This window comes from Methylobacterium indicum (assembly GCF_017347565.1).
Classification (GTDB): Bacteria; Pseudomonadota; Alphaproteobacteria; order Rhizobiales; family Beijerinckiaceae; genus Methylobacterium; species Methylobacterium indicum.
Genome location: NZ_AP024145.1, coordinates 3,143,705 through 3,163,602, shown reverse-complemented (window position 1 = coordinate 3,163,602; position 19,898 = coordinate 3,143,705). Strand labels below are relative to the sequence as shown.

At 71.3% G+C, this 19,898-nt stretch carries 19 protein-coding genes and 3 tRNA genes; 11 read left to right on the top strand and 11 right to left on the bottom strand.

Annotated elements, in window-relative coordinates:
- Positions 1 to 76: 76 nt before the first annotated feature.
- Positions 77 to 565 (top strand): hypothetical protein, encoded by a 489-nt coding sequence (locus miv_RS14745; protein ID WP_048429390.1) that lies wholly within the window; start codon positions 77 to 79, stop codon positions 563 to 565.
- Between the two features lie 30 nt (positions 566 to 595).
- On the opposite strand, the gene miv_RS14740 is transcribed toward miv_RS14745, so the two are convergent.
- The 7 genes from miv_RS14740 to miv_RS14710 all read right to left on the bottom strand — a co-directional run bounded on the left by miv_RS14740 (position 596) and on the right by miv_RS14710 (position 5,866).
- Positions 596 to 1,546 (bottom strand): class I SAM-dependent methyltransferase, encoded by a 951-nt coding sequence (locus miv_RS14740; RefSeq protein WP_244749008.1) that lies wholly within the window; start codon positions 1,544 to 1,546, stop codon positions 596 to 598.
- 10 nt (positions 1,547 to 1,556) lie between these two features.
- Positions 1,557 to 2,105, bottom strand: a complete 549-nt coding sequence (locus miv_RS14735) for an RBBP9/YdeN family alpha/beta hydrolase (protein ID WP_207183282.1) — start codon at positions 2,103 to 2,105, stop codon at positions 1,557 to 1,559.
- Between the two features lie 43 nt (positions 2,106 to 2,148).
- The gene (locus miv_RS14730) at positions 2,149 to 3,255 is read right to left on the bottom strand and encodes an apurinic/apyrimidinic endonuclease family protein (RefSeq protein ID WP_207183281.1); all 1,107 of its coding nucleotides are present in this window, start codon (positions 3,253 to 3,255) and stop codon (positions 2,149 to 2,151) included.
- A 190-nt stretch (positions 3,256 to 3,445) separates the two neighbouring features.
- Positions 3,446 to 4,249 carry a hypothetical protein gene (locus tag miv_RS14725; RefSeq protein WP_207183280.1) on the bottom strand — a complete coding sequence of 268 codons (804 nt, stop codon included), beginning with the start codon at positions 4,247 to 4,249 and terminating at the stop codon, positions 3,446 to 3,448.
- A gap of 114 nt (positions 4,250 to 4,363) precedes the next feature.
- On the bottom strand, positions 4,364 to 4,762 hold the full coding sequence (locus miv_RS14720) for a DUF3618 domain-containing protein (protein ID WP_048431104.1): 399 nt from the start codon (positions 4,760 to 4,762) through the stop codon (positions 4,364 to 4,366).
- Complete coding sequence (locus tag miv_RS14715; protein ID WP_048431105.1) at positions 4,759 to 5,187, bottom strand: phage holin family protein; 429 nt, start codon at positions 5,185 to 5,187, stop codon at positions 4,759 to 4,761. The genes miv_RS14720 and miv_RS14715 overlap by 4 nt, the downstream gene beginning before the upstream one ends.
- Positions 5,188 to 5,200: 13 nt before the next feature.
- Entirely contained in the window at positions 5,201 to 5,866 is a 666-nt protein-coding gene (locus miv_RS14710) for a hypothetical protein (RefSeq protein ID WP_420865521.1), read from the bottom strand.
- Between the two features lie 337 nt (positions 5,867 to 6,203).
- Here miv_RS14710 and miv_RS14705 point away from each other — a divergent pair, with 337 nt between their 5' ends.
- Positions 6,204 to 7,622 (top strand): alpha,alpha-trehalose-phosphate synthase (UDP-forming), encoded by a 1,419-nt coding sequence (locus miv_RS14705; RefSeq protein ID WP_048431106.1) that lies wholly within the window; start codon positions 6,204 to 6,206, stop codon positions 7,620 to 7,622.
- A 115-nt stretch (positions 7,623 to 7,737) separates the two neighbouring features.
- Here the strand turns inward: miv_RS14705 and miv_RS14700 are convergent, their stop codons facing one another.
- Together miv_RS14700 and miv_RS14695 are read right to left on the bottom strand one after the other, a co-directional pair.
- Positions 7,738 to 8,811, bottom strand: a complete 1,074-nt coding sequence (locus miv_RS14700; protein ID WP_207183279.1) for a hypothetical protein — start codon at positions 8,809 to 8,811, stop codon at positions 7,738 to 7,740.
- Positions 8,808 to 10,274 carry an FAD-binding oxidoreductase gene (locus miv_RS14695; RefSeq protein WP_207183499.1) on the bottom strand — a complete coding sequence of 489 codons (1,467 nt, stop codon included), beginning with the start codon at positions 10,272 to 10,274 and terminating at the stop codon, positions 8,808 to 8,810. The genes miv_RS14700 and miv_RS14695 overlap by 4 nt, the downstream gene beginning before the upstream one ends.
- A 126-nt stretch (positions 10,275 to 10,400) precedes the next feature.
- Between miv_RS14695 and miv_RS14690 the strand changes: the two genes are divergently transcribed.
- From miv_RS14690 to miv_RS14670, 5 genes are all read left to right on the top strand, one after another.
- Positions 10,401 to 11,099, top strand: coding sequence for a fumarylacetoacetate hydrolase family protein (locus miv_RS14690; RefSeq protein ID WP_048429805.1), 699 nt, complete (start codon positions 10,401 to 10,403; stop codon positions 11,097 to 11,099).
- Between the two features lie 17 nt (positions 11,100 to 11,116).
- Entirely contained in the window at positions 11,117 to 11,587 is a 471-nt protein-coding gene (locus miv_RS14685; protein ID WP_207183278.1) for an NUDIX domain-containing protein, read from the top strand.
- A gap of 130 nt (positions 11,588 to 11,717) precedes the next feature.
- Positions 11,718 to 11,792: transfer RNA gene (locus miv_RS14680), tRNA-Gly, on the top strand.
- Positions 11,793 to 11,820: 28 nt separating this feature from the next.
- A tRNA-Gly gene (locus miv_RS14675) sits at positions 11,821 to 11,895 on the top strand.
- A gap of 25 nt (positions 11,896 to 11,920) precedes the next feature.
- A tRNA-Gly gene (locus tag miv_RS14670) sits at positions 11,921 to 11,995 on the top strand.
- 475 nt (positions 11,996 to 12,470) lie between these two features.
- On the opposite strand, the gene miv_RS14665 is transcribed toward miv_RS14670, so the two are convergent.
- The gene (locus tag miv_RS14665) at positions 12,471 to 12,953 is read right to left on the bottom strand and encodes a peroxiredoxin (RefSeq protein WP_207183277.1); all 483 of its coding nucleotides are present in this window, start codon (positions 12,951 to 12,953) and stop codon (positions 12,471 to 12,473) included.
- A gap of 371 nt (positions 12,954 to 13,324) precedes the next feature.
- On the opposite strand from miv_RS14665, the gene miv_RS14660 reads away from it, so the two are divergent.
- On the top strand, positions 13,325 to 13,870 hold the full coding sequence (locus miv_RS14660) for a YqgE/AlgH family protein (RefSeq protein ID WP_244749060.1): 546 nt from the start codon (positions 13,325 to 13,327) through the stop codon (positions 13,868 to 13,870).
- A gap of 134 nt (positions 13,871 to 14,004) precedes the next feature.
- Here the strand turns inward: miv_RS14660 and miv_RS14655 are convergent, their stop codons facing one another.
- Positions 14,005 to 15,006, bottom strand: coding sequence for a hypothetical protein (locus miv_RS14655; RefSeq protein WP_207183276.1), 1,002 nt, complete (start codon positions 15,004 to 15,006; stop codon positions 14,005 to 14,007).
- 449 nt (positions 15,007 to 15,455) lie between these two features.
- On the opposite strand from miv_RS14655, the gene dnaK reads away from it, so the two are divergent.
- The 3 genes from dnaK to miv_RS14640 all read left to right on the top strand — a co-directional run bounded on the left by dnaK (position 15,456) and on the right by miv_RS14640 (position 19,514).
- Entirely contained in the window at positions 15,456 to 17,378 is a 1,923-nt protein-coding gene (dnaK, locus tag miv_RS14650) for a molecular chaperone DnaK (protein ID WP_048429800.1), read from the top strand.
- A gap of 152 nt (positions 17,379 to 17,530) precedes the next feature.
- Complete coding sequence (gene dnaJ / locus miv_RS14645; RefSeq protein ID WP_048429799.1) at positions 17,531 to 18,709, top strand: molecular chaperone DnaJ; 1,179 nt, start codon at positions 17,531 to 17,533, stop codon at positions 18,707 to 18,709.
- 163 nt (positions 18,710 to 18,872) lie between these two features.
- Entirely contained in the window at positions 18,873 to 19,514 is a 642-nt protein-coding gene (locus tag miv_RS14640) for a class I SAM-dependent methyltransferase (RefSeq protein ID WP_048429798.1), read from the top strand.
- Positions 19,515 to 19,898: the final 384 nt, after the last annotated feature.

Sequence of the window (19,898 nt, the reverse complement as noted above, 5' to 3'; positions counted from 1 at the left end):
ATCTCTTCGGCCGCCGCCCGAGTTGATCCAAGCTGAGCGATGGGACGCCCTCGCGGGAGACAAGGAGCACGGCGCGATGATGGAGACCCTGACGGTTCCCCGGTGCCCCGACGTGGTGCTGTCGGATTTCGGGAGCTTCTTCGAGGAGCAGCGGCGGCGCCGCGAGGCGAGCCCGGTCGCCGAGGCGCAGCCCGAGGCCGCGCTCTCGGACGAGGACGCCCGGCGCGTGGCGCTGCTGCACGACATTTCCGCCGAGGTGCTGAATGCGGCCTCGGCGCAGCTGGCGCCCCACGGCGTGCTGGTGGAGCGCGGGCCGTCCCTGCGCGGCCGGCCCGATTTCGAGCAGGCCTACACCCAGTTCATGCTGATCAACCGGCAGACCGGCCGGGCCTCGGACGTCTACGTGATGAGCATCACGGATGCCGGCTACTTCCTGGCGAGCGCCTGCGACCCGCGCCTCGACCACGACCACCTCGACCGGCAGGTCACCCACTGCGCGGCGAGCGCGCTCACCTGCGACGTCGTCGCCCGGGTGATGAAGGACGCGATCCTGCACGTCGCCTGACGGCGGGAGCCCGGCCTCCGCGACGCGCGCCTACTCCTTGTGGGCGAACAGGTAGGTGCCGCTCGCCAGCTCCATGTTCTTGTCGTCGCCGAGCTGCGTCACGTAGGGCTCCTTCAGGAGCGAGAGCGGGTCGGCGGTGAAGTCGGAGAGGCGGCGCGACAGGAAGCGCTTGCGCACGTCCGGCGGCAGGCCGGCGGCCCAGGACTGGACGATCCAGGTCAGGGTCCAGATCGGCAGGAGCGAGGTCGGGACGTACTGGTGGTCGACGGCGAGCTGGCCGGCGAACAGGTTGCGCAGGCCCTCGCCGGTCATGTTGTAATAGTGGTGCGGGTAGCCGTGCAGCGGTTGCAGGAACGGCACTGCGCAGACCAGCCTTCCGCCGGGCTTGAGCACCCGGGCGATCTCGCGGGCGCAGGCGAAGGGATCGCGGACATGCTCCAGCACCGCGATCGAGATCACCCCGTCGAAGCTCGCATCGCGGAACGGCAGCACCTCGCCGATGCCCAGCACGTCGGTGGTGTCGTAATCGGCGATCTCGAGGTTGACGACGTTGGCGTAGTAGCGGTCGCGCCGGCCGGCGCCGCAATCGAGGATCAGCCCGTCCGGGTTGGCGTCGATCAGTTCCAGGACGTGGGCGTCGTAGGCGTTCTGCGAGACGTTGGGGCTGTCCTCGGCGCCCGAGAGCGCCCGCAGCTCCTCGCTGAGGTAATCGTATTTCTCGCCGAGGCGGCGATGGGGCAGGTCGTCCCGCATCAGGGGGGCGAGGCGCGCCAGCTTGTCGGCCCGCATGGCCTCCAGCCCCGCGGGCAAGCGGCTCTGGCGCCGGGCCTGGCGCAGACCGTGCTTCTCGAAATGCGCCCGTCCGCTGGCGAGCCGACCCTCGCGCACCGCGAGGTGGATGTCGGGGTTCGCCGCCAGGTAGTCGGCCTCGCGGAAGGTCGCCGCCGTCGCCGGCTCGACCATGTCGAGATGGGGGGTCACGGGAGCGGCCCTACAGGGTGCGCAGGAAGCCGGCGAAGCGCATCAGCCCCTCGGGCCAGGGCCCGTGCCCGCTCTCGGAATTGAGGTGGCCGGACTCGCCGGCATCGACCAGCTCCGCCCCCCAGGCGGCGGCGAACTCGCCCGCGCGGTCGTAGGTCGTGTAGGGGTCGGTCCGGCTCGTCACCAGGACCGCGGGGAAGGGCAGGGGCTCGCGCGGGATCGGCGCGAAGCTGCGCAGCACCGCCGGCGTGTCGGGCCGCTCGATGTCGGGCAAAGCCACCAGGAAGGCGCCGGCGACCGCCCCCTCGGGCAGGTACGGGGCCGCCTGAACGCAGGCGATCACCCCGAGGCTGTGGGCGACCAGCAAAGCGGGCCGGTTCGCCGCCTGCACCGCCGCGATCACGGCGTCGCGCCAGGCCTCGGGCTCGGGATGGTCCCAGCTCGCCTGATCCACCCGGCGGGCGGTCGAGAGCCGCTCCTGCCAGCGGCTCTGCCAGTGGTCGGGCCCGGAATTGGTGTAGCCCGGGACGACGAGGATGTCGCAATCGGCCGATTTCATGCCGCACCGTTACAGGCACGGCGCCCCAGCGTCGAGACCATCCCTACTCGGCCGCCAGAGCCGGCACGGCCGGCGCGGTGCCGAGGAGGATCGGGCCGACCTGCAGCGCCAGCCCGGTGGAGGCGAGGTTCTTGTGCTTGGCCTCGACCTCGATGTCGCACCAGGCGAGGTGGCGGGCGATGTGGTCGTTGAGCGCCCGGTTCCACATCAGGTCGGAATGGGCGGCGAGGTCCCGGCCCTTGAGTCCGGCCTCGGTCAGGGCCGCGAAGTCGGGCAGCGCGTCGGGGTCGTGGCCCGGCAGCACGTCCTCGCGCGAGACGCTGACATGGCCGACCGGGCGCACCCCGCGCCAGGAGTCGATCACCCGGGCGATGCGCGGATCGTCCGGCTCGAGATAGCCGCCGCGGCTATGGATCCAGTGGTGGTGCAGGTCGAGGACCACCGGCACCCGGTCGGCGAGACGCAGCACCTCGTCGAGACCGAAGGCGGATTCGTCGTTCTCCACCGTGACGAGGTCGCGGGCGACCTGAGAGACCTTGTCCAGGTTCTCCCGGTACGCCTCGACGCCGGGATCGCGGGCGCCGACATGGATGTTGATATGGGCGCCGTGCGGGTGCCAGCCGCCGCCATAGCCCATCATCGCCATCACCTCGGCGTGGTAGTCGAGCTCGGCGATGCCGTTCGCGAGCGCCGCCGGGTTGCGGCTGGCCAGGATGCAGAACGGGCCCGGATGCATGCTGAGCCGCACCCCGCCCGCCCGCGCCGCCGCGCCCACCGCCGCGAGGCCGTCCTCGATCGTGCGGCGAAATTCCGGATCGGCGTAGAGGTCGCGCACCTCCGGGTGGGTATAGCCCGGCAGGATCGAGCTCGCGAGGCGCAGCAACCGCTCGAGCGGCGGCCTGTCCGCCACCCAGGCGACCTGGCGCTCCATCGCCGCGAGGTTGTGGGTCACCACCGCGACGAGCTTCTCGCGGGCGGCTGTCGGGGCGAGGCGGCGCAGATGCGCGATCGTCACCGTGGTGACGTTCATCACCAGCGCAGCCTCCTTCGCCGCCTTCAGGGTCTTGTACCGGCCGGGCTCCTCGTCCGGGATGAACTTGCAGCAGAAGCCGAGGCGGGGGCCGGCATCGGGGGAGGGGGCGGTGCTCATGGCCGACAACGCGGTGCCTGCCGCCGCGGGTCCCGGAATACCGTCGGGATGTACGGGAAGCGATCACGAAAAAAGCCGGCCCCGCGGGGCCGGCCGGTTCTTGCGACGAGTCACGGACGGCTCGTGCCCCTAACGAACCCGTGGCATCGTCCCGGACGCGCAGGCCCGGGACGATGCCGACGAAGAACCGTCAATGCGTCTGGCGGCCCGGCTCGCCGGTGCCGGGCTGGGACTCGCCCGCCGGCTGATTCTTGCGCAACTCGTCCGAGGCGGCGTGGGCGGCCGCGACCGCGGCGTCCTGGGCCTGGTCGAGGGCGGTCTCGACGAATTGCCGGCCGCGCTCGGTCGCCTCGTGGGCGTAGCGCAGGCCCTGGTCGCGGACCTCGTCGGCCCAGGGACCGACGACCTTGTCCTCCTGGCGGGTGCGCGGCAGCAGCGCGCCGAGCAGCATGCCGGCGGCGAGGCCGACGACGCCGACGAGGACCGGGTTCTCGGTCACGAAGCGCTCGACGGTGTTCTGGCCCTGGGCCAGCCGGTCGCTGCCGCGGTCGCGCAGGTCGGCGTAGCGGCGCGAGCCGGTCTCGATCCGGTCGTTGGCCCAGTTGCGGGCGCGGTCGATCGTGTCGGAGCTGCGGCCGCCGACGGCGCCGTAGGTGCGGCTCGCCTCGGCATGCGCGCGATCGACCGCGTCGTTGGCGCCGCGCTTCAGCCGGTCGGCCGCCGCGTCGGCCTTGGCGCGCAGCTGGTCGGCGGTCTCGCCGATGCGCTCGCCGATCGACGAGACGGTCTCGCTCACCCGCTCGGACATGCCGGCGGCGGCCTCCTTGGCGGCGTCTCCGGCATGACGGGCCGCATCGCCCGCCGAATCCTGCGCGGCGTCGAGGTTGCGGCGCACGGTGTCGTGGTCCTGATGCAGGTTGCGCTCGGGGCCGGTCGCGGGGGTGTGGGCCGACGGGGCGCCCGGATTGGCCGGGTTGATGGTGTGCTCTGCCATGACTCGGGTACTCCCTGGCAGGCGGAGGACGGGGAAGCCCGTGCCCGCTCCGGCCTGCGGCGAAACGAGGATTCTGTCGGGACGGGACGCCGGCCGCCCGGGCCGGCGCCGGGATCACATCCGCAGGCTGTCGGCGACGCGGTCGGCGGCCGGATGAGCGGTCGGCCGGTCGGGATCGTAGACCCGGGCCGTGCCGGTGTTGAGGACCGGCACCGACTCGGCCCCGGCCATCGTCGCGTCGAGCTCCCGGCGGCGCTCGGATTCCCGGGCGACGCGGTGCACGAGCCAGCCCACCCCGGCCACGATCAGCATGACCGGGACGGGATTGCGCCGCACCGCCGCCAGCGCCCCATCGTAGAGGCCGGCCATCGCGGGCGTCTGCCGCGCGGTGCCGAGCATCTCGTCGACGATGCTCGCCGGGGAGAGCCGGCCCTGGATCTGGTCGATGGTCCGGTCGAGGCGCGCGCGGGTCTGCTCGATGTCGTGCTCGAGATCGTTGATCGACTGGCTCATCCCGACACCCTCTCGGACAGGACCCTGGCATCCTGGCGCACCTGCCGCGTCGTGCGGGTCGGCGTCAGGGTCGACAGGGACATGGCGCTGCGGCCCCACAGGGCGAGCCCGATACCGATGGCGAGGAAGACCGCCCCGACGATCAGGGCGGCGAGCGCCTCGGAATTCACCACCGTGGCGAGCCACTTCACCAGGGCATCGGTGAGCACCAGGAGGGCGACGACGGCGAAGACCGCCGCCCCCACCATCATGCCGAGCCCGAGGAACAGCGACCTCAGGTTGTTCGACATCTCGGTACGGAAGAGGGCGATCTCCTTGCGGGCGAGGTCGGTCGTCTCCCGCAGGGCGTCGCCGAGCAGCCCCTGGATGCTGCCGGGGGCGCCGTTGCCCCCGAGGGGGCGGTGGTCTGTCATGGGATCGGCCATGGCGGCGCCTCCGTCAGGCCGAGTAGCGCGGGCCGGACGCGCCGGTGCGGTAAGGGTCGGGCCGGGCGGTCTCGGGCTCGCTGTGGGCGCCCGGCACCTCGCGGGAGCCGTAGGACGGCGCCCGGTAGGACGAGGACGCGGACCTGGCGGCATCGCGCTCGCGGGACGGGTCGCGGCGGGTCTCCGGACCGCGCCCGAAGGCCTCGCGGCCGTCGAGGACATGGGCGGGATGCGCCGAGGAGCGGATGAAGCGCGCGGCGAGGAAGCCGGTGAGGAAGGTCGCCACCGCGACGGCGGCCGGCCGGCGGCGGGCCACCGACTCGATCTCGCTGTAGAAATCCTCGAAGCTGCGCTCGCGGATCGAGCCCGAGAGCTGCTCGAGGCCGTCGGCGGCGCTGTCGAAGAACGCCTTCACGTTGGGCTGCTGGTCGAGCTTGCCGCCCGAATCGCGCAGGGCCTGGGCGAGGTCGGAGACCGACTGGGCGGCATCGCCCTTGCGCCGGTCGACGTAGCCGTGGACCTGCTCGCGGGCCGAGTCGACCAGGCTGAAGCCGCGCTCCATCGCCACGTCGCCGAGCTGGCGCACGTCGTGGCGCAGGTCGTTCCAGTCCGCCGGCCGCTCGCCGGCGGCACCCCGATCGTCGGCCCGGTGCTGTCCGTTGTCGTAACCCGCGCTCATTGAGGGGAACTCCGTTCTTCGCGGCACGGCCCCCGGCCGCGCCGGTCGCCGCGCCGCACGCATGCGACGTTATTGCGAGTAACAGCAGCCAAGGCGCCCGGTTCCGGTCCCGCCGCGAGCGGTCTTGCCTAAGCCTTGCCCCAAGTGAATCGCGGCAGGATTCCTGTGGAGCGCCGGGCACAGCCGGTCCGGGTGTCGCACGGTCAGGATTCGCCTCGAGGGTTGACCAAACCTCGCGGATCGCGCTTGCTCACCGCGCGTTTTCTCCGTCGGGGGCGGATGGACGCGGCGACGTTCCCGCCCCACAAGGTCCGTGCAGCCGGAGTCCATACCCGCCGTGTCACGCCTCATCATCGTGTCGAATCGCGTCGCCGTCCCGGATGCGGGATCCAAGGCGGTCGCGGCCGGCGGGCTCGCCGTCGCCCTCAAGGAAGCCTTCACGGCCTATAAGGGGCTGTGGTTCGGCTGGAGCGGCAAGATCACCGACAACCCGTCCTCCGAGCCGGTGATCGCCGACCGGGGGCGGGTGCAGTACGCGGTCATGGACCTGTCGCCCCAGGACCACCGCGAGTATTACAGCGGCTTCGCCAACCGGGCGCTCTGGCCGATCATGCATTACCGCCTCGGCCTGGCGGCGTTCTCCCGGGCCGACTACGCGGGCTACCAGCGCGTCAACCGGATCTTCGCCCAGGCGCTCGCCGGGCTGATCGAGCCGGGCGACCTGATCTGGGTCCACGACTACCACCTGATCCCGCTCGCCTCCGAGCTCAGGGGCCTCGGCGTCTCGAACCCGATCGGCTATTTCCACCACATCCCCTGGCCGTCGGGGGAGGTGTTCAACACCCTGCCGGCCTCCACGGAACTCCTGCGCGCCGTCTCCGACTACGACCTGATCGGGCTGCAGACCGACAGCGACGTCCACAACCTGTCGCGCAACCTCGTCGACGAGCTGCGGGCGATCCCGCTCGGCGGCGGCTCGCTGATGGTCGATGGGCGCCGCACCCGCATCCGCAGCTTCCCGATCGGCATCGACGTCGACGGCTTCCGCCAGGCCGCCGAGCGCGCCGGCATGAACCGCACCGTGCGCGACACGGTGGCGGGCCTGCGCACCCGCAAGCTCCTCATCGGCGTCGACCGGCTCGATTATTCCAAGGGCGTGCCGGAGCGGATGGAGGCGGTCGAGCGCTTCTTCGCCTCCAACCCCGACCAGCGCGGCAACGTCGTCTTCCTGCAGATCGCCCCGAAATCCCGCACCGAGGTGCCGGAATACGAGCAGCTCAGCCGCGACGTGAACGAGGTCCTGGGCAACATCAACGGGTCGCTCGGCGAACCGTCCTGGACACCGATCCAGTACGTCACCAAGGCCTATCCCCGCGCGGTGCTCGCCGGCCTCTACCGCGCCGCCCGGGTCGGCGTCGTCACGCCGATGCGCGACGGCATGAACCTCGTCGCCAAGGAATACGTCGCCGCCCAGAGCGAGGACGATCCGGGCGTGCTGGTGCTGTCGAAATTCGCCGGCGCCGCCCGCCAGATGCCCGAGGCGCTGCTGGTCAATCCCTACGACCGGTTCGAGGTGGCGGAGGCGATCCGCGCCGCCCTCTACATGCCCAAGGCCGAGCGGGTCGAGCGCTGGAAGCCGATGTTCGAGCGCATGGCGCGCGAGGACGTGGATTGGTGGGCGCGCAGCTACCTCGGCGAACTCGAAGGGTTCCGCACCGTCGAGCGCGAGCCGCCGGCGGAAGCCGAGGCGGGGTAGGGGCGTCCGGTCCGGGGCGCCCCGCGCCCCTCACGTCGTCCAACACGCGCAGTTTCGACGGCCCGCTTCGGCGGGAGCGACGCGCGGAGAATGAGCCTCGCCCGAGCCTGCCGCCTTACGCCAACCCCGGCAGGCAGCCCTCCGTCACGCGCCAGTCCCGCATGTCCACCGCCGTCCCGGCAGGACCGGCGAGCATCAGGCCGATCGTCGCCTCGCTCTGGCGCTTGCGGGTCCGGGTGGCGGCATAGACCGTCTGCCAGATGCCTCGGCGGGTCGGGTCGGCGTCGCGGCGGGCGTGCAGCGCCGCATCCGCGAAGGCGAGGGCGGCCCGGGTGCCGGAAAAATCCTCGGGCAGGCGGATTTCGGCAGAGACGACGTGGAGACGGTTCGGCCGCAGGCCGGCGACGGGCTGCGGCCCGACGAGGATGCCGGGCTCCGGCGCGGCCGCGGGCAGGACGTGGCGCGTCTCACCGGGTGCCGAGAAGACCGGCGGGCCGGACGGTGCGAGCGGCGGCGGCGCGACGAGGCTGTGGCGCAGCGCGTAGGCCCGGCCGCAGACGGCGAGCCAGCTCGCCAGATCGGCGTCGGTCGCCGCGGCGTAGGGGGCGAAATGCGGCAGCGTGCCCTGCATCAGCCCTTCGCCGCACCAGACGACGCGCCCGGACTCGACCCGGCCGTCCTCCGCGCAGACCCGCAGCAGCGTCGCCGGGCCGATCGCCCGCAGGGCGGCGAGGAGGCGCCGCACCGCGGCCTCGCTCTCCCCCGGCGGTCCCTTGCGCACCAGGATCTTGTCGCCCGCCGCGAGATCGGCGAGCAGCCGCTCCTTCAGGTAGGCGACACGGCGGACCTCCCGGTCGAGGAGGGCGGCCGGCGTCGTGCGCGGGGCCGTGTCGCCGGTATGGTAGGCGAAGCCGTAACGGCGGCTGTGGCAGAAGAGGTAGCCGCCGGCCCCGACCCGGACCTCGATGTCGCCGGGCCCGCCATAGTGCGCGAACCGGGTCTCGACCGCGTGGGTGAGGTCGGCGATCGGCGCCGAGGAGAGGCGGAAGAGCCCGAGCGGATCGATGCCCGCGTAGCGCTGGGCGATGCCGAACTCGCAATTGTCGCCCAGGCTCTCGAAGGCGCCGAGAAGCGCTCCCGCGGTGAGGCCGGCCGGGGCCGGGGACGCCTGGCGAAACAGCGGGATCATGCCGGCGATGCCGCCCTGCCGCCCTTGGCCGGGAACGCCTCCGGTGCGCCCTGCGCCGCCAGCACCTTGCCGGGGTTGAGCAGCCCGTGCGGGTCGAGGGCGCCCTTGAGGCGGCGCATCAGGTCGAGGGCGACCGGGTCCTTGTAGCGGGGCAGCTCGTCGCGCTTGATCAGCCCGACGCCATGCTCGGCGGCGATCGAGCCGTCCATGGCGTGAACGATGTCGTGGACGATGCGGTTGAACCGCGGCCACTCGGCGAGGAAGGCGGCCTTCTCGGCCCCGACCGGCTGGGTCAGGTTGAAGTGGATGTTGCCGTCGCCGAAATGACCGAAGGCGCAGACCCGCACCCCCGGCATCGCCGCCTCGCAGGCCTCGGTCGCCCGCTCCAGAAATTCCGCCACCCGGGAGACCGGCACCGAGACGTCGTGCTTGATCGAGCCGCCCTCGTAGCCCTGCATCTCCGACAGGCTCTCGCGCAGGCGCCACAACGCCGCGCCTTGCGCCTCGCTCCGGGCCAGGGTCGCGTCCGCGACGAGGCCGGATTCGATCAGCTCGGAGAGCCGCGCCTCCAGTTCCTCGTCGGCATCCGGGCCCGGCGAGGAGACCTCGACGAGGGCGTAGGTATCGTGGTCGCCGTCGAGCGGCCGCACGGCGCCGGCCAAGTGGCGCAACACCACCTCCAGGGGGAAGCGCGGTACGTATTCGAAGGCGGTGAGCCGCGGCCCGAGGCGGTCGCGCAGGCGCCCGAAGGCGTCGAGGGCGGCACGGGCCGATTCGAGGCCCAGGAAGGCGGTCGCCTTCGAGACCGGTTTCGGATGCAGCCGCAGCACGGCGGCGGTGATGATGCCGAGCGTCCCCTCCGAGCCGACGAAGAGATTCTTGAGGTCGTAGCCGGAATTGTCCTTGCGCAGCGCGCGCAGCCCGTTCCAGACCTGCCCGTCGGCCAGCACCACCTCGAGCCCGAGCGTCAGCTCGCGGGCATTGCCGTAGGCGAGCACCGCGGTGCCGCCGGCATTGGTGGCGAGGTTGCCGCCGATGCGGCACGAGCCCTCGGAGGCGAGGGAGAGGGGAAACAGCATCCCGGCCGCCTCGGCCGCCGCCTGGACGTTGGCGAGCACGCAGCCCGCCTCGACCGTGATGGTGGAATCGAGCGGATCGACCGCCCGCACCCGGTCGAGCCGGGCGAGCGAGATCACCACGCCGCCGAACGGCACGCCGCCGCCGACGAGCCCGGTATTGCCGCCATGGGCCACCACCGGCACCCGCGCCTCGGCGCAGGCCCGGACCGCGAAGGCGACCTCCGCGGTGTCGCGCGGGCGCACCACGGCGAGGGCCTCCCCGCGATAGAGGCCGCGCGTCTCGGCGAGGTGGGGGGCGACATCGGTCGCGTCGGTGAGGACGTGCGCGGGCCCGAGGCGGGCCGCGAGGGTGGCGATGAGGCTGTGGGTCACGGGGGGGCGCATCACGAAGGAGGGGGTTGCGGCGGGGCGGGATGGCGCACCACGGAACCGCTCTCTAGATAGCGGTCGGCCGGCCATTTTACCAAGATGCGCGGCCCATCGCGAAACTTCGCCCGAGATTGGAGCCCCATGCTCTCCGTGATCCCGAACCCGGCGCGCACCGCGCTCCCGATCCAAGGCACCGACGACCTGTTTCCCGTGCGCCGGGTCTACTGCGTCGGGCGCAACTTCGCCGCCCATGCCCGGGAGATGGGCGCCGACCCGACCCGCGAGCCGCCGTTCTTCTTCATGAAACCCGCCGACGCGCTCCAGGTCGTGCCGGACGGCCGGACGGTCGAGCACCCCTATCCGCCCAAGACCGAGAACTATCACCACGAGGTCGAGCTGGTGGTGGCGCTGGCCAAGGGCGGGCGCGACATCCCGGTGGAGGAGGCCCTGGACCACGTCTACGGCTACGGGGTCGGCCTCGACATGACCCGGCGCGATCTCCAGGATGACGCCAAGGCGTTGCGCCGCTCCTGGGAGCTCGGCAAGGCCTCCGACCTCTCGGGTCCCGTCGGCACCCTGAAGCCGGCCTCGGTCATCGGCCACCCGGCCAAGGGCGCCATCACCCTGTCGGTCGACGGCGTCGTGCGCCAGAAGGGCGACCTCTCCGACATGATCTGGTCGGTGGCCGAGCAGATCGCCTATCTGTCGACCTACTTCGCGCTGGAACCCGGCGACGTGATCTTCGCCGGCACGCCGGAGGGCGTCGGCGCGGTCACCCGCGGCCAGACCATGGTCGGGTCGATCGAGGGCGTCGGCGAGATCCGCCTGACCGTCGTCTAGGACAGGGACATTCCGGGATGACGCGCCGACAGGCCCTGATGATGCGGGCCGCCCACCTCGTCTGGCGCGTCACCCGGGGGATGACCCTCGGCGTGCGCGGGGCGGCGATCGACGCGCAGAACCGCGTCTGCCTCGTGCGCCACACCTACATGCCCGGCTGGCACCTGCCGGGCGGCGGCATCGAGCCCGGCGAGTCGGCCCTCGACGCCGTGGCCCGGGAATTCCGCGAGGAGACCGGCATCGTGCTCGACCCGGGCGTTCCACCGGCCCTGCACGGCTTCTACCTCAACCGGATCGGCGCGGGGCGCGACCACGTCGCGCTCTACGTCGCCCGGGCCTTCACGGTGCCGGAGCCCAAGCGCCCCGACCGCGAGATCGCCGAGACCGGCTTCTTCCCCCTCGACGCCCTGCCGCCGGAGACCACCCCGGCGACGCGTGCCCGCCTCGCCGAGATCCAGAACGGCCTGCCGCCCTCGCCAACCTGGTAGGGAAGGGACCGCTCGGGGACCCCGGGGAGGACACCGCGGAGCCGGCTCCGCAACCTCTTGCGCTCCCCGGCGGAATGGTGTTTATGCCGCTCATCGGCGCCGCCACGGTGACGCCGACGGAAAACAGCGAGCGGGTGTAGCTCAGGGGTAGAGCACAACCTTGCCAAGGTTGGGGTCGAGGGTTCGAATCCCTTCGCCCGCTCCAGTTTTTCCACGAGGCCGAACGAGTTTGGGCGGGTGTAGCTCAGGGGTAGAGCACAACCTTGCCAAGGTTGGGGTCGAGGGTTCGAATCCCTTCGCCCGCTCCAAGTTCGATCAGGCCCGGCACAGTGAGCGGGTGTAGCTCAGGGGTAGAGCACAACCTTGCCAAGGTTGGGGTCGAGGGTTCGAATCCCTTCGCCCGCTCCATTTGCCCATGATAGACCAGCAAGACATATCGCCAAAGATCGATCCGCCTGGTGATGGCCAGCCGGAGGCACGCGAGCGCGTGGCAGGAAACGAGCCCATCGCTTAGGGCGCTGCGCGAAGATGTGGCATCCTTAACGACCTGCGCCGCTCGTCGGCGAGGCGCTCGACCTCGCCCGCATTCGCGCGGAGCCGCGGGGTCGTCGACCTGCGATCCGCTCGGTGCCGGCCGGCAGTTGCTCGATGTGAAAGCTCTCTACGAACCGGCTTGACGGCTCGCGACGGCGCCAACCCTCTCAGGGCCATTCCCGGGCCGCGAAAGCGGAGCCCGGAACTCCGAACCGCAGTTCATGTGAGAAGAGACGGGCCGCATTCCGTTTCGTCCTCTCCCATCTGAGGGTCCGGATTCCGGGCCCCGCTTTCGGGGCCGCGGATTGACGCGGAGGGAGTCAGGCTCGTCGGTTGGGCCGATGGATGCTCACAACGCCGTCAGCAGATTCTCCGCCCCCGACATATCTGCCTTCGACGGCGCATCCTCGACGTTGAGCACCCGCACCACCCCGTCCTCGACCACCATGGCGTAGCGCTTGGAGCGGATGCCCATGCCGAACCCGGTGCCGTCCATGTCGAGGCCGAGCGCCTTGGCGAAGTCGCCGTTGCCGTCGGCCAGGAACTCGATGCTCTCGGCGCCGGCCGACTTCGACCAGGCGTCGAGCACGAACACGTCGTTGACCGAGGTCACCGCGATCGCGTCGATGCCGCGGGCCAGGATCTCGTCGCGCCGGGTGACGTAGCCGGGGAGGTGGTTGCGGTGGCAGGTCGGCGTGAAGGCGCCCGGCACCGCCACCAGCACCACCCGGCGGCCCTTGAACACGTCGTCGGTGGTCTTCGGGACCGGGCCCTCGGGGCCCATGACCCGGAAGGTCGCCTGCGGCAGGTGATCGCCGACCTGGATCGTCATCGTGGCTCTCCTGGAAACGTTCCGGGCCGGCCCCAACGGGACCTCGAGCCCGGCCGGGGTCTAGCGCGGCCGTTCCGGCGAGTCGAGGCGGCGAGTCGAGGCGGCGACTCGAGGCGGCCCGTCGGACAGCCCGCGGCAAGCGGTGCGGGAGCCGCCGGGCCCCGGTGCGCGTTCACCCCCGGCGGCGGGCTATGGACAACGCCGGAGCGGGGGGTAGCATGGACGTCATGCGCAGCAGATTTCCTCAGGACCTTCTGTCCCAAGATCCCTCGCAGGATCCCCCCGGCGGGGCGCCGGATCCGCTTGCCGAGAGCGGGGAGGCCTCGCCCCGCGGCGCACCGAGCTACCTCGACGGGCAGCTGCTCGTCGCGATGCCCGGCATGGCCGACGAGCGGTTCTCGCGCTCGGTGATCTATCTCTGCGCGCATTCGGCCGAAGGGGCGATGGGGATCATCGTCAACAAGCCGGCCTCCGACCTCACCATGCCGGACTTGCTGGTCCAGCTCGACATCATCGAGAAGGACGACGCCATCCGGCTGCCGCATCGCATCGGCCACATGCCGGTGCTGATGGGCGGCCCGGTCGAATCGAGCCGGGGGTTCGTGCTGCACACGCCCGACTTCCATATCGAGCAATCGACCCTGCTGATCGACGAGGGCATCTGCCTCACCGCGACGATCGAGATCCTGCGGGCGATCGCCGACGGCCGCGGCCCGGAAAGCGCCGTGCTGGCGCTCGGCTATGCCGGCTGGCAGGCCGGCCAGCTCGAGAGCGAGATCCAGGCCAATGGCTGGCTGCATTGCCCGGCCGATCCCAACCTGATCTTCAACACCACCCTCGAGACGAAGTACGACCGGGCCCTGCGCGGCATCGGCATCGAGCCGGCCATGCTCTCGACCACCGCCGGCCACGCCTAGAGCAGCGCCCGATCGCCTTGCGACCGGGCACTGCTCCAGGTCATTGAATCTGCCGCATTTTCGATCGACGAAGCGGTGCCCACTTCGTCGAAAAACCGCTCTTGGCGAAACCCGGCAATCAGGGCCGCGGCGCGCTACTGGTCCTGCGCGCCGGCCTCGAAGCCCGGATTCATGCCCTCCACCGCCGGGGCGGGGCGCCGGCGGGCCGCCGGGCGCGGGGCGGCGCTCGCGGTCGGGGCGGCGCCCGAGAGGCCGAGGCGGGTGGCGAGCGACAGGGCGCGAGCCTCGGAGAAGCGCAGGTGGCAGAAGCCGTGCGCGCCCTCGCGGACATAGGCACGGCACATCTGTTCCCGGTCGGCCGAGAAGGCCGCCTGCTCGGTCACGATCGGCCGCACGTCCTCGCGCCGGGCGCGCTGGGTCATCACCTTGTAGTTCTCGCGCACCGCCTTGTCGGCGACGCCGCGGGCCGAATCGAATTCCTGCGCCCGCGGCAGCAGGGTGGCGGCGCCGGGGCCCCACAGGCCCTTCGGGGTCGTGGCGCAATCCGACGCCGTGAAGACGCAGGAGTCGGCCTCGGCCAGCGGCGTGACCATCACGCTGCCCTCCAGGATCTCGAACCGCAGCGGGCAGGCCGGGCCGGAGGAGGCGAGCTGCGTCACGCCGTTGGGCTTGCCCTGGTCGGCGAGCGTCAGCGGCTGGCCGTCGCCGAGCGCGACCTTGCAGCTCTCCGTCGGCTGGGAGACCTTGGTGCCGGCGAGCGTCAGGCGCGCGGTGTAGCCGGCACCGGCGCGGTCGAGGCGCAGCGACCCGGCATTGCCGTTCTGCTGCAGCTCCTGCCCCATCACCGCGTCGTCGTTCGGGGTCTTGAGCACCACGGGCTTCGGGGGCGCGGGCGGCGCCGGAGCCGGCCGGGGCGCGGCCTCGGGGGGCGCCTCGCCCGGCTCGATGGGCCCGCGGCCACCCGGCACCGGAGCCGGGGGCACCGGCGGGCGGGCGGCCCGGCCGATGCCGAACAATTCTTCCAGGAACGACTGGGCCGAGGCCGGGGCCGGCGCCACCATCAGGACCGCCGCGAGGGGCAGGGCCGCCAAAGCGGGCAGGGCCACCGGGCGGAGGAAGGGGCGAACGGGCTGCATCAGGCTCCAGGCACAGGTACGCGGCACGGCGACGGACGTCCCGCAAGGTCCTAGCATGCGGTCCGTGGCACGGGCGTGGCAAGCCCGCAACATTGTCGTGGCGGCTTGACCGTGTCTCCGGCCCTGAAACGCGGCCGGAACCGTTGCCGTGCCCCGGCCCGTCCCCGTGCGGCAGGAGCCGGCAGGCCCCGGGCGGAGCGGGGGGATCACGGCACCGCAAACTGCGCGCGCAGCGCGGCCCGGCTCGCCTTGCGGGCCCGAAATCGCCTTCTTATATCGGGCTCGGCGCGGGAACGCCCCCGCTCGCCGGCCTCCGGCGAGGCGCGGTCCGGTCCGGCCCGCCCAGGCTCAACCCATTCGAGCTCACACCATTCGACAAGTACCGCCATGGGCCGAGCTGCTTCGGGGCTCGGCGGTCTGCTTAAAAAACACCAACGAGGGATCCCACCATGGGTAAAGTGATCGGCATCGACCTTGGCACCACCAACAGCTGCGTGGCCGTGATGGAAGGCACGCAGCCCAAGGTCATCGAGAACGCGGAAGGCGCGCGCACCACCCCGTCGATCGTCGCCTTCACGGACGACGGCGAGCGGCTCGTCGGCCAGCCGGCCAAGCGCCAGGCGGTGACGAACCCCGAGCGCACCTTCTTCGCCATCAAGCGCCTCATCGGCCGTACCTACGACGACCCGATGACGCAGAAGGACAAGGGGCTCGTCCCCTACAAGATCGCCCGCTCGAACGGCGGCGACGCCTGGGTCGAGGCCGACGGCAAGCCCTACTCGCCGTCGCAGATCTCCGCCTTCACCCTGCAGAAGATGAAGGAGACCGCCGAGGCCCATCTCGGCCAGCCGGTGACCCAGGCGGTCATCACCGTCCCGGCCTACTTCAACGACGCCCAGCGCCAGGCCACCAAGGATGCCGGCAAGATCGCCGGCCTCGAGGTGCTGCGCATCATCAACGAGCCGACCGCGGCGGCGCTCGCCTACGGCCTCGACAAGAAGAAGACCGGCCTGATCGCGGTCTACGACCTCGGCGGCGGTACCTTCGACGTCTCGATCCTCGAGATCGGCGACGGCGTGTTCGAGGTGAAGTCGACCAACGGCGATACGTTCCTGGGCGGCGAGGATTTCGACAACCGCATCGTCGAGTACCTGGCGGCCGAGTTCAAGCGTGAGCAGGGCATCGACCTGACCAAGGACAAGCTCGCCCTCCAGCGCCTCAAGGAGGCCGCCGAGAAGGCGAAGATCGAGCTGTCCTCGGCGACCCAGACCGAGATCAACCTGCCCTACATCACGGCGGACGCGAGCGGCCCGAAGCACCTGGCGCTGAAGCTCAGCCGCGCCAAGTACGAGTCGCTGGTCGACGACCTGGTGCAGCGCACGATCGAGCCCTGCCGCAAGGCGCTCAAGGATGCCGGCGTCTCGGCGGCCGAGATCGACGAGGTGGTGCTGGTCGGCGGCATGACCCGCATGCCGAAGGTCCAGGAGCAGGTGAAGACCTTCTTCGGCAAGGAGCCCCACAAGGGCGTCAACCCGGACGAGGTCGTGGCGATCGGCGCCGCGGTGCAGGCCGGCGTGCTCCAGGGCGACGTCAAGGACGTGCTGCTCCTCGACGTGACCCCGCTGTCGCTCGGCATCGAGACGCTCGGCGGCGTGTTCACCCGGCTCATCGACCGCAACACCACCATCCCGACCAAGAAGTCGCAGGTGTTCTCGACGGCCGAGGACAACCAGAACGCGGTCACCATCCGGGTCTTCCAGGGTGAGCGCGAGATGGCGGCCGACAACAAGCTGCTCGGCCAGTTCGACCTCGTCGGCATCCCGCCGGCCCCGCGCGGCCTGCCGCAGATCGAGGTGACCTTCGACATCGACGCCAACGGCATCGTCAACGTGACGGCCAAGGACAAGGCGACGGGCAAGGAGCACCAGATCCGCATCCAGGCCTCGGGCGGCCTGTCCGACGCCGACATCCAGCGCATGGTGCAGGAGGCGGAGGCCAACGCGGCCGACGACAAGAAGCGCCGCGAGCTGGTCGAGGTGAAGAACCAGGGCGAGAGCCTGATCCACGCCACCGAGAAGTCGGTGACCGAGCATGGCGACAAGGTTCCGGCCTCCGACAAGGCCGCGATCACCACCGCCATCGACGCCCTGCGCCAGTCCCTGGCCGGCGAGGACGTCGAGCAGATCAAGGCCCGCACCACCGACCTGATGCAGGCCTCGATGAAGCTCGGCGAGGCGATGTACGCGGCAAGCCAGGCCGCCGGTCCGGACGCCGCCGCGGGCGCCGCTCCGGGTGGAGAGGCCAAGAAGGACGACGTGATCGACGCCGACTTCCAGGAAGTCGACGACAAGGACCAGAAGAAGCGGGCGTAATACGCCTTGAGCTTGCCGCACGGATCTGAGATCCGTGCGGCCCAGTGATGTGAAGCTCGATCCGGTCCCCGGCCGCCCGACGGCGCCGGGGACCGGACTTGTATGGACGATGCCCGACCGGTGAGGCGCGGGACGGGTTTGGGGACCGGGGAATGTCGAAGCGCGACTACTACGAGGTTCTGGGCGTCGCCCGGACCGCGACCGACGGTGAGATGAAGTCGGCCTTCCGCAAGCTGGCGATGGTCTACCACCCCGATCGCAACCCCGGCGACAAGGAGGCCGAGCTCAAGTTCAAGGAGCTCAACGAGGCCTACCAATGCCTGTCCGACGGGCAGAAGCGCGCCGCCTACGACCGTTTCGGCCACGCCGCCTTCTCGCAGGGCGGGCAGGGCGGCCCCGGATTCGGCAACGAGTTCGGCGACTTCATGTCGGACATCTTCGACACCTTCTTCGGCGATGCCCGCGGCGGCGGCGGACCGGGCGGGCGCCCCGGGGCCGGGCCGGGCGGACGCCCCGGCGGGGGCCGCGAGCGCGGCGCCGACCTGCGCTACAACTTGGAGATCAGCCTCGAGGAAGCCTTCACCGGCAAGACCGAGACGATCAAGATGCCGACCTCGGTCACCTGCGAGGTCTGCGCCGGCTCGGGCGCCAAGGCGGGCTCGAAGCCCAAGACCTGCCCGACCTGCGGCGGCTACGGCCGGGTGCGGGCGGCGCAGGGCTTCTTCGCCATCGAGCGGACCTGCCCGGCCTGCCACGGCCGCGGCGAGATCATCGAGGATCCCTGCACGGCCTGCTCGGGCGCCGGGCGCGTCACCCGCGAGCGCACGCTCTCGATCAACGTGCCGGCGGGGGTCGACGACGGATTGCGCATTCGCTTGGCCGGCGAGGGCGAGTCGGGCCTGCGCGGCGGGCCGGCGGGCGACCTCTACATCTTCCTGTCGATCAAGCCGCACCCGTTCTTCCAGCGCGACGGCGCCGACCTGTTCTGCCGCGTGCCGATCTCGATGGTGACGGCGGCGCTCTCGGGCGAGATCACCGTGCCGGTGATCGACGGCTCGCACACCTCGGTCCGGGTCCCGGCCGGCACCCAGACCAACAAGCAGTTCCGCCTCAAGGGCAAGGGCATGCCGGTCCTGCGCTCGCGGGACGTCGGCGACCTCTACATCCAGGTCTTCGTCGAGACGCCGCAGAATCTCACCAAGCGCCAGCGCGAGCTGCTCCAGGAGTTCGACAGCCACGGCAACCAGGCCGACAACCACCCCGAGAGCGCAGGCTTCTTCTCGCGGGTGAAGGAGTTCTTCGACGGCCTGAGCGGCTCCGGCCGGGCCTGACCTCCCGGCGCCGCGAACCGGCGCATCCGTTGCGCGTTCTCCCGCGCGAGCGGGATTGCGGGGTTCGCGGCGCTCGGGCAGGGGTGTCAGGCTTGACGGCGAGGCGCCTTTGAACGACAGCCGTTCACCAATCGACTTTTCGCGTGTTCAAGGGTCTTCGGTCTTGCCTTTGCCTCGCCGATCCAGGGCCAAAGCCATCGCGGTCTCGGGCTCGATGCCTCACCCGAGGCCACCGAAGCGCGACATCCTCGAGGACGAGGCGCGGTTCCTGCGCTCCTGGTTCGAACGCCCCCTGGTCACCGGCGCCGTCACGCCGTCGGGCCGGATGCTCGCCCGCACTATGGCGTCCTATGTCGACCCGCGCCTGACCGGCCCGGTGATCGAGCTCGGGCCGGGCACCGGACCGGTGACCGATGCGCTGGTGCGCCGCGGCATCGCTCAGGAGCGCCTGGTCCTCGTCGAGTACAACCCGGATTTCTGCAAGCTGCTGCGCCGGCGCTTCCCGAAGGCCACGGTGCTCCAGGGCGACGCCTACAACATCCGCGCCACCCTCGAGGGCATCGTGTCGGAGCGGGCCTGCGCGACGATCTCGAGCCTGCCGCTCTTCACCAAGCCCCTCGAGCAGCGCCTCGACCTGCTGACGGCGGTTCACGACCTGATGCACCCCGACGCGCCGTTCGTGCAGTTCACCTACGCGGTGGTGCCGCCGATCCCGGCCAAGTCCACGACCTACACGGCGAGCCGCTCCAACAAGGTCTGGCTCAACCTGCCGCCGGCCCGGGTTTGGGTGTATCGCCGGCCCTGACGGGGCGTTCGATATCGCAGGCCCGCAACGCCGACGCGGCGATTCCGAGCCAGGGCGGGTCGGCGTCGCAATCTCCCCGTGCTGAACGCTCGATGCCGTGCCAGGGAGGCCGGAGCCGTGGTCCTGGAGCGGCGTCCGATCGCGCGGCAACACGGGACGCGATTCTGCCGCGAGAGCGGCAAGGCCGGTTCCTCCGCCCCCGAATCCCGTCCTCACGTACTGCTGCTCGCAGCAGCCCCGAAGGAGGTGTCGAGGGATCGCGCAGGCTTGCGGAGCCTCCTGCGAGACCGACTTCACGGGCACTTCAGGATGAGGGAGCGGGTGGGAAGGGCGGGCCGTCGTCGCGTCCCCGTCTCGCCTGGTGCGGGCGGCTGAACGGACGAA

What these genes read in the sequence shown, in the direction of transcription:
- miv_RS14745 (WP_048429390.1), top strand. Translation starts at nt 77, where the DNA reads ATGATGGAGACCCTGACGGTTCCCCGGTGCCCCGACGTGGTGCTGTCG.
- miv_RS14735 (WP_207183282.1), bottom strand. Translation starts at nt 2,105, where the DNA reads ATGAAATCGGCCGATTGCGACATCCTCGTCGTCCCGGGCTACACCAAT.
- miv_RS14730 (WP_207183281.1), bottom strand. Translation starts at nt 3,255, where the DNA reads ATGAGCACCGCCCCCTCCCCCGATGCCGGCCCCCGCCTCGGCTTCTGC.
- miv_RS14725 (WP_207183280.1), bottom strand. Translation starts at nt 4,249, where the DNA reads ATGGCAGAGCACACCATCAACCCGGCCAATCCGGGCGCCCCGTCGGCC.
- miv_RS14720 (WP_048431104.1), bottom strand. Translation starts at nt 4,762, where the DNA reads ATGAGCCAGTCGATCAACGATCTCGAGCACGACATCGAGCAGACCCGC.
- miv_RS14715 (WP_048431105.1), bottom strand. Translation starts at nt 5,187, where the DNA reads ATGGCCGATCCCATGACAGACCACCGCCCCCTCGGGGGCAACGGCGCC.
- miv_RS14710 (WP_420865521.1), bottom strand. Translation starts at nt 5,866, where the DNA reads ATGAGCGCGGGTTACGACAACGGACAGCACCGGGCCGACGATCGGGGT.
- miv_RS14700 (WP_207183279.1), bottom strand. Translation starts at nt 8,811, where the DNA reads ATGATCCCGCTGTTTCGCCAGGCGTCCCCGGCCCCGGCCGGCCTCACC.
- miv_RS14695 (WP_207183499.1), bottom strand. Translation starts at nt 10,274, where the DNA reads ATGCGCCCCCCCGTGACCCACAGCCTCATCGCCACCCTCGCGGCCCGC.
- miv_RS14690 (WP_048429805.1), top strand. Translation starts at nt 10,401, where the DNA reads ATGCTCTCCGTGATCCCGAACCCGGCGCGCACCGCGCTCCCGATCCAA.
- miv_RS14685 (WP_207183278.1), top strand. Translation starts at nt 11,117, where the DNA reads ATGACGCGCCGACAGGCCCTGATGATGCGGGCCGCCCACCTCGTCTGG.
- miv_RS14665 (WP_207183277.1), bottom strand. Translation starts at nt 12,953, where the DNA reads ATGACGATCCAGGTCGGCGATCACCTGCCGCAGGCGACCTTCCGGGTC.
- miv_RS14660 (WP_244749060.1), top strand. Translation starts at nt 13,325, where the DNA reads ATGCCCGGCATGGCCGACGAGCGGTTCTCGCGCTCGGTGATCTATCTC.
- miv_RS14655 (WP_207183276.1), bottom strand. Translation starts at nt 15,006, where the DNA reads ATGCAGCCCGTTCGCCCCTTCCTCCGCCCGGTGGCCCTGCCCGCTTTG.
- dnaK (WP_048429800.1), top strand. Translation starts at nt 15,456, where the DNA reads ATGGGTAAAGTGATCGGCATCGACCTTGGCACCACCAACAGCTGCGTG.
- dnaJ (WP_048429799.1), top strand. Translation starts at nt 17,531, where the DNA reads ATGTCGAAGCGCGACTACTACGAGGTTCTGGGCGTCGCCCGGACCGCG.